12 protein-coding genes are annotated in these 15,920 nt (G+C 36.8%); 9 read left to right on the plus strand and 3 right to left on the minus strand.

Annotated features, from left to right (window positions below; genetic code table 11):
- Positions 1-35: 35 nt before the first annotated feature.
- From GJU43_RS11100 to GJU43_RS11140, 9 genes are all read left to right on the plus strand, one after another.
- Entirely contained in the window at positions 36-986 is a 951-nt protein-coding gene (locus tag GJU43_RS11100; RefSeq protein ID WP_370455588.1) for a YihY/virulence factor BrkB family protein, read from the plus strand.
- A complete protein-coding gene (locus GJU43_RS11105) occupies positions 983-1,507 on the plus strand; it encodes an NADPH-dependent FMN reductase (protein WP_154340827.1) in 525 nt (174 codons plus the stop codon). Before GJU43_RS11100 ends, GJU43_RS11105 begins: the two co-directional genes overlap by 4 nt.
- A gap of 87 nt (positions 1,508-1,594) precedes the next feature.
- Positions 1,595-2,491 (plus strand): transglutaminase domain-containing protein, encoded by an 897-nt coding sequence (locus GJU43_RS11110; protein ID WP_370455589.1) that lies wholly within the window; start codon positions 1,595-1,597, stop codon positions 2,489-2,491.
- Positions 2,491-3,474, plus strand: a complete 984-nt coding sequence (locus GJU43_RS11115) for a transglutaminase domain-containing protein (RefSeq protein ID WP_154340829.1) — start codon at positions 2,491-2,493, stop codon at positions 3,472-3,474. Before GJU43_RS11110 ends, GJU43_RS11115 begins: the two co-directional genes overlap by 1 nt.
- Positions 3,475-3,562: 88 nt before the next feature.
- On the plus strand, positions 3,563-4,738 hold the full coding sequence (gene pncB / locus GJU43_RS11120) for a nicotinate phosphoribosyltransferase (RefSeq protein ID WP_154340830.1): 1,176 nt from the start codon (positions 3,563-3,565) through the stop codon (positions 4,736-4,738).
- A gap of 161 nt (positions 4,739-4,899) precedes the next feature.
- Positions 4,900-6,774, plus strand: coding sequence for a DNA topoisomerase IV subunit B (locus GJU43_RS11125; protein ID WP_154340831.1), 1,875 nt, complete (start codon positions 4,900-4,902; stop codon positions 6,772-6,774).
- Positions 6,775-6,884: 110 nt separating this feature from the next.
- Positions 6,885-7,892 carry a PDDEXK nuclease domain-containing protein gene (locus GJU43_RS11130; protein WP_229655044.1) on the plus strand — a complete coding sequence of 336 codons (1,008 nt, stop codon included), beginning with the start codon at positions 6,885-6,887 and terminating at the stop codon, positions 7,890-7,892.
- A 30-nt stretch (positions 7,893-7,922) separates the two neighbouring features.
- Entirely contained in the window at positions 7,923-10,640 is a 2,718-nt protein-coding gene (locus tag GJU43_RS11135; protein ID WP_154340833.1) for a DNA gyrase/topoisomerase IV subunit A, read from the plus strand.
- Between the two features lie 262 nt (positions 10,641-10,902).
- Positions 10,903-11,556 carry a JAB domain-containing protein gene (locus GJU43_RS11140; protein WP_154340834.1) on the plus strand — a complete coding sequence of 218 codons (654 nt, stop codon included), beginning with the start codon at positions 10,903-10,905 and terminating at the stop codon, positions 11,554-11,556.
- Between the two features lie 224 nt (positions 11,557-11,780).
- Here the strand turns inward: GJU43_RS11140 and GJU43_RS11145 are convergent, their stop codons facing one another.
- The 3 genes from GJU43_RS11145 to GJU43_RS11155 form a co-directional block, all read right to left on the minus strand.
- A complete protein-coding gene (locus GJU43_RS11145) occupies positions 11,781-13,571 on the minus strand; it encodes a cytochrome-c peroxidase (protein WP_154340835.1) in 1,791 nt (596 codons plus the stop codon).
- A 69-nt stretch (positions 13,572-13,640) separates the two neighbouring features.
- Complete coding sequence (locus GJU43_RS11150; RefSeq protein WP_154340836.1) at positions 13,641-15,125, minus strand: alkaline phosphatase PhoX; 1,485 nt, start codon at positions 15,123-15,125, stop codon at positions 13,641-13,643.
- 166 nt (positions 15,126-15,291) lie between these two features.
- Positions 15,292-15,918 carry a PolC-type DNA polymerase III gene (locus tag GJU43_RS11155; RefSeq protein WP_154340837.1) on the minus strand — a complete coding sequence of 209 codons (627 nt, stop codon included), beginning with the start codon at positions 15,916-15,918 and terminating at the stop codon, positions 15,292-15,294.
- Between the last annotated feature and the right edge of the window lie 2 nt (positions 15,919-15,920).

Consider the following 15,920-nt stretch of genomic DNA (forward strand, 5'->3'; position numbering starts at 1 on the left):
TAAATTTGAGGCGTTATCTAAAAATAAGAACTATCGTGAAAGTTAAAAATTTATTCTCCAAATCCTGGTTTCTTATCAAGAACGCCTTTTTAGAATTTAATGATGATAATGCGATCAAACTTAGTGCTGCTTTATCTTACTACACCATATTTGCCTTACCGCCCTTATTGATTATCATCATTACCATCTGTGGTTTTTTCTTTGGTGAAGATGCCGTAACAGGGCAATTGTACGGACAAATTAACGGGATGGTAGGGAATGGCGCCGCAATTCAGATTCAGGAAGCGATAAAAAATGTACAACTGTCAGGAAATAACGTCTTCGCCACCACATTTGGAATTGTGATGCTGTTAATTGGTGCTTCGGGAGTTTTCGCAGAAATACAAAGTTCTATCAATTTTATTTGGGGGCTTCGCGCCAAACCGGACAAAGGTGTGAAAAAATTCATTCAGAATCGTCTGATGTCTTTTTCCATGATTGCCTCTGTTGGATTTTTAATGCTGGTCAGTCTCTTTGTCAATACAACACTCGATTTAGTGAGTTCACGACTGAAAATATACTTTCCGGAAAGTACGGTTTATTTATTTTATGTAGTCAATATTTTTATTGTACTGGCTAGTATTACACTTCTTTTTACCATTATTTTCAGAACATTGCCCGACGGAAAAATAAGATGGAAAGATGCTTTTATAGGTTCAACAGTTACGGCCATACTTTTTATGATTGGTAAATTTGCCATAGGCTTTTATTTAGGAAGCTCTACAGTTGCCTCAGTCTATGGAGCAGCAGGCTCTGTAATAATTATTCTGGTTTGGGTATATTATTCCGCAATTATTCTGTATTTTGGGGCAGAATTTACCAAGGTGTATGCAAAATCATACGGAGGTAAAATTTACCCGAATGAATACTCTGTGGAAATCAAAAAAGAAATTTTCGAGATTGATAAATCGGGGAAAAAAGAACCGGAAAAAAAAGAAAAAATATGAAAATTATAGCCTTTGGAGGAAGTAACAGTAAACACTCGATCAACAAAAAATTAGCAACTTATGCTGCTGGTTTATTTGAAAATGCAGAAGTTGAAGTTTTGGATTTAAACGATTACGCAATGCCTTTATTCAGTGTTGATCTGGAAAAAGAAATCGGTCAGCATGAACTTGCAAAAGCATTTCTGAAAAAAATGGAAGGAGCTGATATTTTGGTAATTTCCTTAGCCGAAAATAACGCCAGCTATTCTGCAGCTTTTAAAAACCTTTTTGACTGGAGTTCGAGAATTGTGAAAGACGTTTTTCAGCAGAAACCAATGTTATTGCTGGCTACGTCGCCTGGAGCACGAGGCGGGGCATCAGTTTTAGAAATAGCCAATAATGCCTTGCCCAGATATGGTGCGCAAATAAAGGGGACTTTTTCGTTACCTGCATTCAATGCTAATTTTGATTTAGAGGAAAATAAAATCTCAAATGCCGAGCTGGATAAAGAATTAAAAGATATTATTAAGTCTAGTTTTTAATCGATGACCATAAAAAAGATTACTTTCCTGTTTCTTTTCGTGAATTTTATTTTTCTGCATTCTTCTTACCCGCAAAAGTATAATGATGTGGATAAACTAGTTTTAAAATATCCAAAACACTTCAAAACTACAGAAGCGTTAGCAGAAAGAATTCAAAAAGATTTCACTTCCGAACGGGATAAAGCACGGGCTATTTACAGCTGGATTGCTTTTAATATAAAATACGACTATGCTTCTTTTCTAAATCCGCCGCGAACGCAGGGATTCAGTTATTCCACGGAGGCCGAAAAGCAAAGAAAAATCCAACTACTGAACGATAAACTGATTCAGAAGGCATTTACTGCCCAAAAAGCGGTTTGTGAAGGCTTTACAGCTTTGTATCAGCATTTGGCCGGCTTAACAGGATTAAAATGTGAAATAATAAAGGGAGATTCTAAAACCAGATTAGAGGATATTGGCAGAAAAGAGACCTCTTCCAATCATGCGTGGAATATGGTTTTGATTGATAAAAAATGGATACTGGTTGATGTTACCTGGGGACAGGGCTATTATGACAGCAGCAAAGGACGAATGATCAATGACTTTGCACCGATTTATTTTGATACCGATCCCGATTACTTTTTTCAGAAACATTTTCCCGATTCCGGAACCTATCTGGGACAAAAATTAAGCAAGGAAGATTTTCTCAATGGCCCGCTGATTTATAACATTACCATCGAAGGAGATCATAAAATTACGCAACCCAATTCCGGACTTATTGAAGTTAAAAATGGTGAAAATATTACTTTCAGAATAAAAAACATTTCGAAAACGGCCCAGTTTTTTTATCTGAATAAAAAGAACCAGCCCATACGAATTGAAAATGCAAAAGAAAGAAAAGGCAGTTTGGAATTTCAGGTCACTTTTGATAAAAATATAGGACAGTTTATTACTTTTTACCTTGGTGAAAGCAGTATTGTTTCTTTTAAAGTCATTTGGAAATAATGACAATAAAAAAAATAGTATTTGGATTCCTTTTTTTGAATCTTCTCTTTATAAATTCATCTTTTTCGCAAAAGTACACTGCAGTTGATAGTATTGTACTAAAATATCCAAATTTTGGAAGTACAGAAAAACTGGCTGAAAGAATTCAGAAAGACTTTACATCAGAACATGATAAAGCGAGAGCAATTTATAGTTGGATTGCATTGAATTTGGATTATGATTTAAAAACTTATTTAGATCCGCCAAAACCAAAAACTTTTACTTCTAAGAATGAAGCAGAGAATGCCAAACAAATTCAATTAGCGCATGCAAGTGCAACTCAGAAAGCATTTAGATCTAAAAAAGCAGTATGCGAGGGATTTTCTTTGTTGTACCAGCATTTGGCGACATTATCGGGATTAAAATGTCAGGTTGTAAGTGGTGATTCTAAAAGATTATTAAATGATATTGGGAGAAAGAGATTAGGATCAGATCATGCATGGAATACAGTTCTAATCGATGGAAAATGGATATTGATTGATGCTACGTGGGGACAAGGATATTTTGATGAAAAGCGTCAGGTTGTTTTAAAGAAATTTACGCCCATTTATTTTGATATGGCTACTGAATATTTCTATATGACGCATTTTCCAGTGTCGTCAATGTATGCAGGTAACACCGGAAACAAAGAAGCGTTTTTAAACGGACCACTTATCTTCGATGAATTTATAGAGCAGGAATGCCAGGTCCAGATGCCTTTTTCCGGGATTATTCAGGCAAATGATAATGACAAAATAGTCTTCAAAATTAAAAATGTTTCAAGACTCGAGAATCTTTATTATTTAAATAAAAAAGAAGAATGCGTTGAAATTGAAAATCCAAAAGAAAAAAATGGAGTATTTGAATTTCAAGTAACCTATTATAGAAAATTAGGGCGATTTATAACTTTCTATCTTGATGACAGACCGTTTATAATCTTTAAAGTAATTCCGAAAACAATATAACCATAATGTTTGTTTAAAGAGTTTTCTTCTTTTATTGAATTGGCGTATCTTAGCAAGAACCGATTTGAATCATTAATACAGTAGGGCTATGGAAACAACATTTCTGAAATCAATTTTAGATAATGATTTCTATAAATTTACGATGCAGCATGCCGTCATCAGGCTTTTTCCAAAGGCGAAAGTACGTTATGCTTTTATCAATCGTGGGAAACATGTTTTTCCGCCTGGCTTTGCTGAGTTACTTCGAAAATCGGTTGATGCCATGGCAGATTTACGATTGACAAAAGAAGAAAAACGGTATCTGTCGCATCATTGCCCTTATCTTGATCCTACTTATTTAGATTTTTTACAAGGCTACACGTACGATCCTTCTGAAGTTGAAATAACACAGGACGGATCAGAGTTAAAGGTCACTATTGAAGGTTTTTGGTACCGCACGATTTTATGGGAAGTTCCTTTGATGGCTTTAATTTCGGAGCTTTTTTACAAAGCAAATCATTTAATTCGTTTAAATGATGACGCGATCAAAAGTCATACGAAAGACAAAATTGACAATTACAATAAACTCGGCGTTCCTGTTTTGGAATTTGGTACCAGACGGCGTCATTCTTACGATGTACATGTTTTAGTTAATGAAACTTTAAATGCTTTTGGAAGCCAAAGCTTTATCGGAACCAGTAATGTACATTTTGCCATGGTCAACAATAAACGTCCGTTAGGCACACATGCACACGAATGGTTTATGTTTCATGCCGCCCAATATGGTTTCAAAATGGCTAATTTTATGAGTCTCGAACACTGGACGCAAGTCTACGGCGGAGATCTCGGAATTGCACTGACGGATACCTACACCACAGATATATTTTTCAACCAGTTTGATAAAAAATACTCCAAACTTTTTGATGGCGTTCGGCACGACAGCGGCGATCCGGTGGAATTTGCACAAAAAGTAATTTTACACTATACCAAAATGGGAATCGATCCCAAATCAAAAAGTATTGTTTTTTCGGATTCGCTCAATTTTGATAAGGTAAAAATCATATCCGATTTTTGTAAAGATAAAATCAGGATGTCTTTTGGAATCGGAACTAATTTTACCAACGATGTGGGGCTGCCGCCGATGAATATGGTCATCAAATTAACCGAAACCAAACCTGACAATGTGCACTGGCAGGGAGTCGTGAAACTTTCAGACGAAAAAAATAAAAATACGGGAACGCCCGAAATGATTGCTTTGGCAAAACAGGTACTCGGAATCAGATAGCGTTTTTTTGTTTTAAAATTGATTTCTTCTGTTTTTAAAGCTAGTATTTTTTTAAAATCAATTTAAATAGGATTTAAAGCTGTTATTATTTATAACAAAAAGAAAATACGCTTTTATTTTTTACGCAGAAATGGTACATTAGCCAAAAATCCAATTCATTTATGCTAGAGCAAAATCAATATACCGAAGATAATATTCGATCACTCGATTGGAAAGAACATATCCGTATGCGTCCCGGAATGTATATCGGGAAATTGGGAGATGGATCTTCGCCGGATGATGGTATTTATATTCTTTTAAAAGAGGTTTTAGACAACTGTATCGATGAGTTCGTTATGGGCTCCGGAAAAACTATTGAGGTGACTATCAAGGACAAAACGGTTTCGGTTCGTGATTACGGACGTGGAATCCCATTAGGAAAGGTAGTCGATGTAGTTTCGAAAATGAATACAGGAGGAAAGTACGATTCCAAAGCTTTCCAGAAATCAGTAGGTTTAAATGGTGTCGGAACGAAAGCAGTAAATGCCTTATCGAATTATTTTCGGGTGGAATCAGTTCGTGATGACAAACAAAAAGGAGCTGAATTTTCTGCGGGAAATTTAGTTTTGGAAGAAGATATAATTGATACTACAAAGCGAAAAGGAACAAAAGTGACCTTTACGCCGGATGAAACGATCTTTAAAAATTACAAATTCCGTATGGAATATGTAATTAAAATGGTGAAGAACTATTGTTACCTGAACAATGGACTGACGATTATATTCAATGGCGAAAAATACATTTCCGAAAACGGTCTTAGGGATTTATTGGAAGAAACGATCAGTGCAGAGGATCTGGAATATCCGATCATTCACCTGAAAGATCATGATATTGAGATCGCTTTAACACACAGTAAAACACAATACAGCGAAGAATACCACTCTTTTGTCAACGGTCAGAATACCACACAGGGAGGAACGCACTTAGCGGCTTACAGAGAAGCCATCGTAAAAACCATTCGTGAGTTTTACAACAAAAATTTCGAAGCCTCTGATGTTCGAAAATCGATTGTGAGTGCAATCAGTATTAAGGTGATGGAACCGGTTTTTGAATCACAGACCAAAACCAAACTGGGTTCAACCGATATGGGATCCGATGACGGAACACCGGCAGTATCTGTTCGTACTTTTGTAAATGATTTCGTGAAGAATAAATTAGATAATTATTTACACAAAAACCCTCCGACAGCAGAAGCTTTACTGCGTAAAATTTTACAGGCCGAAAGAGAACGTAAAGAATTATCAGGAATCAGAAAACTGGCAACAGATCGTGCCAAGAAAGCCAATCTTCATAATAAAAAATTAAGAGATTGCCGCGCACATCTTCCGGATACCAAAAACCCGAGAAATTTAGAAAGCACACTTTTTATTACCGAGGGAGATTCGGCTTCCGGATCGATTACCAAATCGCGTGATGTGAATACACAAGCCGTTTTCAGTTTGCGTGGTAAGCCTCTGAACTCGTACGGAATGACCAAAAAAATTGTGTACGAAAATGAAGAATTCAATCTACTGCAAGCTGCTTTGGATATCGAAGACGGACTCGAAAAGTTACGCTACAACAACATCGTAATCGCCACCGATGCCGATGTCGACGGTATGCACATTCGTTTGCTGCTGATTACTTTTTTTCTGCAGTTTTTCCCGGAATTGATCAAAGAAGGGCATTTGTATATCTTACAAACACCACTTTTCAGGGTTCGAAATAAGAAAGAAACCATTTATTGTTATTCTGAAGAAGAAAGAAAAGATGCAATCGAAAAATTAAAACCAAAGCCGGAAATCACCCGATTTAAAGGTTTGGGAGAGATTTCACCGGATGAGTTCAAAAATTTCATTGGAGAAACGATTCGACTGGACCCGATTATGATGGATAAAAACACTTCAATCGAGCAATTATTATCCTTTTATATGGGGAAAAATACGCCGGACAGACAGGAATTTATCATCAAGAATTTGAAGGTGGAGCTGGATACGATTGAGGATGTTGCTATTTAACAAAAAACTTAATATTGCCAAACGATCTTCAAAATAAAGTCATTTTTAAACAAGTTGCCGAGTTATTACAAAATGCCCGACAACAGGTTTTGCGTACTGTCAATTCAACAATGACCATTACTTATTTTGAGATAGGAAGGATCATTGTTGAAGAAGAGCAAAATGGAAAAGATAGGGCCGAATATGGAAAACAATTATTAAAAGGGCTTTCGCAACAATTGACTAAAGAGTTTGGAAAAGGGTTTTCGATTGATGTTTTAGAAAGGATTAGAAAATTTTATTTGATATATTCAAAATCCGCAACAGTGTTGCGGATTTTGGAAATTAAGAATTCAGAGACAGTGTCGCGGAATTCTAATGATTCAATTTCGTCATCGCTGTCAAAGAATTTCGAAAATAAAAAGATGCAGACACTATCCTCTTTTTTCACATTGACTTGGTCTCATTATGTTTTTTTAATGCGAATTGATGATGAAAAGGAAAGGCGTTTTTACGAAATAGAATCTGAAAGGCACAATTGGAGTGTTCGGGAGCTAAAAAGACAATACGATTCAGCACTTTATGCAAGATTAGCATTAAGTAGAGACAAAGAAGGAATTTTAAAACTTTCAGAGCAAGGCCAGATTATTGAAAAACCGAAAGATATCATTAAAGACCCCTATATATTAGAGTTTCTGGGATTGCCGGAATTAAATCAATATTCAGAATCACAACTGGAAGAAGAAATTATCAATAAATTAGAACATTTTTTGTTAGAATTGGGTCATGGTTTTACTTTCGTTGCAAGGCAAAACCGAATTACTTTTGATGATAAACATTTTAGAATAGATCTGGTTTTTTATAATAGAATTTTGAGATGTTTTGTTCTTATTGATTTAAAAATAGGGGAATTAAAACATCAGGATTTAGGTCAGATGCAAATGTATGTGAACTATTATGATCGGGAAATGAGATTGGAAGATGAAAACAAAACTATTGGAATTGTACTTTGTCAGAATAAAAGCGAATCCGTAGTAAAATATACATTACCAGAAAACAACGAGCAAATTTTTGCCAGTAAATATAAAACAGTGTTACCAAGTGTTGAAGTTTTAAAAGAACTTCTTGAAAATAAATAATATCAAATTTATAATTTCCGATATAATTAAATGAAAGACGAAGAAGACGATAACATAATTCCAAACGACGAGGAAAATAATTCAGAGGAGAATCAACTTGATGAAAATCAGGAGGGAGACGACGATGAAATTATCAATGTAGATGCTAAACATTTTGAAGGACAGCATTTTTACGAAAACCAGGAAGAAGAAGGAGAGGACGTTATTACCAAAGTAACGGGCATGTACAAAGACTGGTTTCTGGATTATGCTTCCTATGTAATCTTAGAACGTGCAGTTCCGGCTATTGAAGACGGTTTTAAACCCGTTCAGCGTCGTATTATGCACTCTTTGAAAGAATTAGACGATGGCCGTTATAATAAGGTTGCCAACGTAGTAGGGCACACCATGCAGTATCACCCACACGGAGATGCGAGTATTGGTGATGCGATGGTGCAGATTGGCCAGAAAGATTTATTAATTGACTGCCAGGGAAACTGGGGAAATATCTTAACGGGTGACGGAGCAGCTGCTTCGCGTTACATCGAGGCACGTTTATCGAAATTTGCTCTGGAGGTTTTGTATTCTCCAAAAATTACCGATTGGGGTGTTTCGTATGATGGTCGTCGTGCAGAACCGAACAATCTTCCGGTTAAGTTTCCGTTGCTTTTGGCACAGGGAGCCGAGGGAATTGCAGTGGGACTTTCCACTAAAGTTTTACCGCACAACTTCAATGAATTAATTGATGCTTCGATCAAGATTTTAAAAGGAAAACCTTTTACCTTATATCCTGATTTCATGACACAGGGTATTGCCGACGTGTCCAATTACAATGACGGATTGCGTGGCGGACGTGTGCGAGTACGTGCTAAAATTGCCCAATTAGACAAAAATACACTGGTCATTACGCAAATTCCGTTTTCGACCAATACCACGACTTTGATTGACAGTATTTTGAAAGCCAACGATAAAGGTAAAATCAAAATCAAGAAAATCGAAGACAATACAGCAGCAGATGTTGAGATCTTAATTCATCTTTTTCCGGGTGTTTCTCCGGACAAAACAATAGACGCTTTGTTTGCTTTTACCGCCTGCGAAACTTCTGTTGCGCCTTTAGGCTGTGTGATTGAAGACAATAAGCCATTGTTTATCGGAGTTTCTGAAATGTTGAAAATTTCGACACACAGAACTGTTGATTTACTTCGTCAGGAATTAGAAATCCAGTTAGAGGAATTAAAAAATAAATGGCATTTCTCTACTTTGGAAAAAATCTTCATTCGTGAAGAAATGTACATCGATTTCAAACTGTATTCCGACAGGGAATCACTTTACAAATACTTGTATGATCGATTTGAGCCTTTCAAAAAATCATTCGTCAGAGAAATTACCGATGAGGATTTACAAAGACTGACTCAGATTCCGATGATTCGTATTACCCGTTTTGACTCTGACAAAGCCGATGATTTTATCGCGAAGTTAGAAGACGAAATGAAAGAAGTCGAGCATAACTTAGAGCATTTGACTGATTTTGCGATTGCTTATTTTACCAAATTAAAAGAGAAATACGGAAAAGGCCGCGAACGCCAGACCGAACTTCGTGTTTTTGATAACGTTGAAGCTACAAAAGTAGTGCTGCGTAACACCAAACTATACGTAAACCGCGAAGAAGGTTTCGTTGGAACCAGTCTCAAAAAAGACGAATACCTGACCGATTGTTCTGATATTGATGATGTAATTGTGTTTCTACGAGACGGAAAAATGCTGGTGACAAAAGTCGATGCCAAAACGTTTGTGGGCAAGGATATTATACATGTGGCTATTTTTGATAAAAGCGATAAGCGTACCATTTATAACATGATGTACCGTGATGGAAAATCAGGGCCATCGTACATCAAACGTTTCAACGTTTCGGGTGTAACACGTGATAAGCCGTATGATTTAACGAATGAAACGGCCGGTTCGCAAGTGGTTTATTTTTCGCATAATCCGAATGGAGAAGCAGAAGTAATCACGATTTTATTACGTCAGGTCGGAACGATCAAGAAATTGAAATTCGATATTGATTTCGCCAAATTGGCCATTAAAGGACGTGCTTCGAAAGGAAATCTGGTTACTAAATATCCGATCAAAAAAATCGAACTGAAAGAAAAAGGAATTTCAACATTATTGCCAAGAAAAGTCTGGTTTGATGATACGGTAAAACGTTTAAATGTGGATGCAAGAGGTGAATTACTGGGTGAATTTAAGCCAAGTGATAAAATCTTAGTCATCAACCAAAGCGGAAAACTGAAGGTCATTATTCCCGAATTATCGACTCATTTTGATGAAGATATGATCGTTCTCGAAAAATGGAATCCGAAGAAGCCAATTTCGGCCATTTATTTTGATGGTGAAAAAGAGCGCTATTACCTGAAACGTTTTCTGGTGGAAACCGAAAAAGAAGAGAGCTTTATTACAGAACATCCGAATTCGCGATTAGAAATCGTATCGACAGATTACCGTCCGGTGGCGCAATTAATTTTCGCCAAAGTAAAAGGAGTCCAGAAAGAAGATTTACATATAGATGTGGAGGATTTTATTGCTGTTAAAGGCTTTAAAGCACTGGGAAATCAGCTGACAGCCGATAAGTTAAAACAAGTCAATTTACTGGATCCATTGCCGTATGAAGAACCCGTTGAAGAAGTTCCTGAAAAACCGGAATTGGAAGAGGATGATTCAGTGGAAACCGAATTAGACGACGACGGCCAGATCGGGCTGGTTTTAGAATAAAATAATAAAGTAAGCCGTCTCAATATCAGAGACGGTTTTTTTACTGCTGATTCTCTCGCAGATTTAGCAGATTACGCGGATCAATTTTAAAGGAAAATCAGATCAATCAGCTCAATCTGCGGGAATATTTACAACCATTACTCAGTTATGACAATCTGATTGAGACGAAACTGTAATAAAATCTGGCCCGGCAAGTCGAAAATCGACTAAAGAAATTGATTAGGTTTGTGTATCTTGCTACCTCTAAAAAATTGGAATAAAAATGAATGTCAAGATAACCGATAAAGATAAAATTAGCGTAACCAATCCTGATGAATTATACGAAATCATGCGACGCATTCTTTTGCGCGATAATAAAATAGATCGCGAAAAAGAACATTTCTGGATGATAGGGCTAAACATGGCAAACATCATCCTGTATATAGAATTAGTGAGTATGGGGAGTGTGAAATCGACACAAGTAGAACCCATGAATGTTTTCAGGGTTGCGGTGCTTAAAGGCGCAACAAGTGTAATAGCACTTCATAATCATCCGAGTGGCAGTCTGACTCCGTCTGAAGAAGATAAAGATGCCACAGACCGATTGATACAAGTGGGAAGAATTTTGGATATAAAACTTACAGACCACCTTATTATTACGACCGAAAAGTACATGAGTTTTCTAAATACCGGATTGATGGCGCAATTAGAAAAAAGTCTAAAATATGTTCCTCCTTATCTAATAGAGCAACGAATTGTCGAAATTAGAAAAAAGCAGGAACAGGAACTTAAAAAAGAAAAGCTAAAAACGGATAAATTTAAAGAAACCACTATAATCAATTTATTAAAACAGAAAATGACTATTGAACAAATTGCAACTGTTTTAAATCTTAGTCCAAAAGAAGTAGAGAAAATTAGTAAAAAGACTTTAAAATAAATTCAATAGCCTCCTGCTTTAGCTGGAGGTTTCAAATATGTTTTGATAGAAAGGCTTTAGCCAAAAATTACGTATTGTTTGGCTAAAGCCAGATTCTCTTTTAATGCAATACCTCCAGCTAAAGCTGGAGGCTATTCAAAATCTTTGAGATTAAAGTCTCTCGCAGATTTAGCGGATCTATTTTAAAAAAAATCTGCTTAATCTGCAAAATCTGCGAGAAAAAATTAATTCTTCTGGTATCTTTTATCCGTCAGCGTTTTCATAAAAGCAACAAGGGATTGTTCCTCTTTTTTATTTAATTTAAGTTCATCAAAAGGCAGCGTTTGGTTGTCTACCGCGTACCCTAAACCTTTTCCTCCGCCTTTATTATAAAAATCAACTACTTCTTCAAGAGTCTTAAAAACACCGTTGTGCATATAAGGTCCTGTAACAGCACTATTTCGAACGGTTGGTGTTTTGAAAGCTCCGATTAACTGAGGCATTTTATTGTATAGATAACGTCCCGTATCAGGGCTGAGTGCTTTACCTGAGGCATCTTTTGGAGTTCCGATTACCTCATGTTCGGTTTTGGAATAATTGGGCGGTACAGTTCCGTTAAATAAAGGCGTAAAGTGACAAGTGGCACATTTTGCCTTTCCCATAAAAAGATTCATTCCGTCTATTTCCTGATCGGTCAGTTTGTTTTTCTGGCCTCTCATGTATTCGTCAAATTTAGAATCAAAGGCGTTTAGTGATCTTACATAACTGGCAATGGCATTCTGAATTTGCCAGGCTTCCGGTTTGGCTGTTTTGGGATAGGCTTTTTTGAAAAGTTTGATGTAAGCATCATCCAGTAAAACCTGAGCGTGAATGTTTTTGAGGGAGCCGTGCATTTCGTCTGTATTTTCGATGACATCAACACTTTGTTTTTCTAAATCCAACTGGCGCATATCCCAAAATTGTGCATTCTGTAACGAAGCATAGGTTAGGGTAGGCGTGTTTCTCATCAGATTACTGCCGTTTAGCGATAGATTTGTTTTCAGTCCATCGGTAAAAGCTTTTTCGGGATGATGGCAGGAGGCACAGCTTCGGTCCTTATTTTTGGACAGGCTGGTGTCGTAAAATAATTTTTCTCCCAGAATAGCTTTATCAGTTGTAAAGTTGTAATCTTCAGACAGTACAAATCCGTTTACATCAAAAGCATCTTTGTCAAACAACGTTATTGCAGTGGGCTTAAGCGGACTGCTTTTCTTTACATTTTTGATTTTTTCTTCCTGCTGAAAAGCTTTTATCTTTTTGGAAATCGGATTCAGATATTCTGTTATAAAAACGGCTCTGTTGAAGGAATTAAAATTATTGTTTTCCGTACAATATTTTTGTGCTTCCCGGGTTAGTTTTTTTAAATCCGGCAGTGTGGTATTGGCTGCATTGATTTTTTCGAGTGCTTTCGGAATACCAGTTAAACTCGCACCCGCTTCCGGAATAGAAGACTGCAAAATCGGACTGTCAAATCCGGTAATTCCCAAAGCAATCACCCTGAACACATTTTGCTGAATACCGTCGAGGACATAATCGTTGCTGATGGCAATCACTTCAAAAGTGCTTTTTACCTGCTTGATGTTCGACATGAAAATCTTTAATTCACGAATTAAATCTTCTTTGTTTTTGGTATCGTATTCGGGGTAAATAAGTTCTTCCATGACCTGAAAACCGTGCGGTTCAAAAGACCTGTTTTCTTCCAGTTCCATTTCATCCAGTGCCGGGCCATTCATAAAACGGGCCGTTTCAGGAATGAAATATTCAATCGCCCATTCGGCTTTTTTATAGACTAAGCGCGATTTTTTAAACTGGGCTACAATTGCTGCCGGTGATTTGTTTTCAACTACCAGTTTTTGAAATTGTATGATTTCGTTATCTAATTTGTTTAAATCAATGATTAAATCCTGTTTAACAGTCGTCTGAGAAGTCGGATTGTCTTTGCATGAAACCAGACAAAGCAATACAACCAGGAAAGTAAAGTGTTTTAATTGTTTCATAATACTTAAAAAGAAAACAACCCTTATTGAAAAAATAAGGGTCGTAAATTTTATTTTAGGTTGAAATTATTATCGCTGTACGCCTCTGATAATAACAGTTTGTCCACCTTCTTTATTGGTGTTGATACCCGAACCGTCTGCATTTTTAAACGCGTCAAGCTGCCAGGTATGCGGGTGAATATTTACCGTAAAAGTGTTTGGAACCCCAATTAAATCTGAAATATCCTGCATGGCACCAAATTCCCAGCTTCCGAATCTCATTTCACCAGTCTGGTTGTATAAAGTATTCCAGGCTGTATCTGTTCTTTTGTGGTTCATGTTCAGCCATGGTTTATTTTGCTTTGAAGCAATGCTATATTGCCAGATATAAGAATCGTGTTTGGCATCTGCATAATAACTGTCACCATCTTCCTGAATGTAAACGTAGTTTTCCGTTACACAAAGATTATCAGGATTGATGATTCCGGTACCCGGCGTACTGTCACCTTCAACCGCTAATTCTAAAGTTCCTTTTAACGGATCAGCAGCATCCATTTTCAATTTATAAACTCTTCCCCACATGGTGTATCCTTCCACCGGAGCGTTTGATGTCGCCTGTCCTGTGGCGGTAAAATAAACTTCTCTGTTGTTGCTGGCGCTTCCTTTTCTGTAATCAACATCTTCGACTCTTGAAAAACGAATAGCTCCCAATGCGTTTACGGTAGTATTGATAACAGCTCCTGTAAGGTTTTTGGCATCCGGAATTTCAACAAAGGAAACTGGGTATGAATTGTTTAAAGTCATAGTAGTTTCTACCTGATTTCCATCTGTTCTTTTTAAAGCGTATAATTTTCCGTTAGATAAATCACCTACGGTATTGCTCATGTACATGATTAATTGTCCGGCACTTACGTGTGAAGTGGCATACGACTGATCTTCTCCGATTAAGATGATCGTTTTTCCAGGATACGCTTCTTTTGGTAGCGGAACTGCGTTTTCCATACTTGCTTTTCCTAAAGCCGGTAAAACCCTGTCGGTTTTGCTTTTGTCAGAAGATAATCCCAACGGATTAATTCCGTGTACCATACTTTCCTGACCACTTTCTCCGGCAGTTAAGAAAATCGGACCAAATCCGTGAATTTCCGGTGTTGCCAAAGTTGCAGAACACAAACGGGTTAAACCTCCGATTCCGTCTACCAGGTAATCTCCTTTTACAGGTTTGAATGTCTTATCCAGATAAACTCTGGAAACCGATTGTAATATCTCGTGATTGGTAATCATAATATAGCCTTCTCCATTTGGATTTTTCATTAATCCGGCACCATCTGGCTGAGCTCCGTAAACAAATGCAGGTGATTGTGGTAAAACATCGGTACTACTGATAAGTGTACTGATTTTAAGACTTTCGAAACCATTCATTGCGAATACAAAAGGAGGCACTTTTGAGTTTGATGTAAAATCGATTTCAGCGTTTACCTCGTTTGAAGGCGTCTTGTTGTCATCATCCTGACAACTGATTACAGAAAGACCTGTAATACCCAGCAATGCCATTGATTTTAAAAAATTAAGTTTCATAGTATTTTGGTTTTTTTTATTTTTTACAAAGCTATCTTTCAAAAACAAAATATATGTTACGCCAATTTTTTATAATTGCTAATAAATAATAAGGTATATATTACTAAATTGTAAATACGGGTGGTTAATTGTAAATTTTAGCCTTCTAAAAAAAACTTAAAAAAGCTTATTTGAAAAGGGAGTTCAGATTAATTTCCTTCTTCTCTTTCAGTTTTTTGACAATCTTCAAAAAGGCAATGGCGGTAATATAAGCATCTCCCAGAGCGGTGTGCCTGTCTTTTTTCGAAATATCAAATTTATCGGCAAGATCGTCTAAAGTATAATGGTCTTTTCGCTCAAAGAGATGCGATTTGATTAAGGTCTTTTTATATAAAATGGCAGTGTCTAAAGCGAGATTGGTTAACAGGGGCAGTCCATTTCTTTCTAAAGCCCGATTGATCATGGTAATATCAAAAAGGGTGTGATGGGCAATAATAACCGAATCTCCCAGAAATGTCAGAAACTGTTGTAAAGCCTCTAGTTCTGTCGGACGCTGAACGACGAAGGCTTTCAGGATGCCATGAATCTGAGCCGTTGCCTTGTCGTAATGATCTTGTTCGATATAAATTTCAAAACTTTCGCGTATGGAAATAATTCCATTTTGAAGCACTAACGCGCCGATGCACAATATCCGGTCCGTTTCATAATCAAAACCGGTAGTCTCCGTGTCCAAAACTACAAAGCGGGTTTCTTCAATCGTAACCGTTTCGTCGAATAGCTTTTCTTCCTTTTTCCAAAAATTAAATAAACCCATGC

This window comes from Flavobacterium sp. LC2016-23 (assembly GCF_009674775.1).
In the GTDB taxonomy this organism is placed as follows: Bacteria; Bacteroidota; Bacteroidia; order Flavobacteriales; family Flavobacteriaceae; genus Flavobacterium.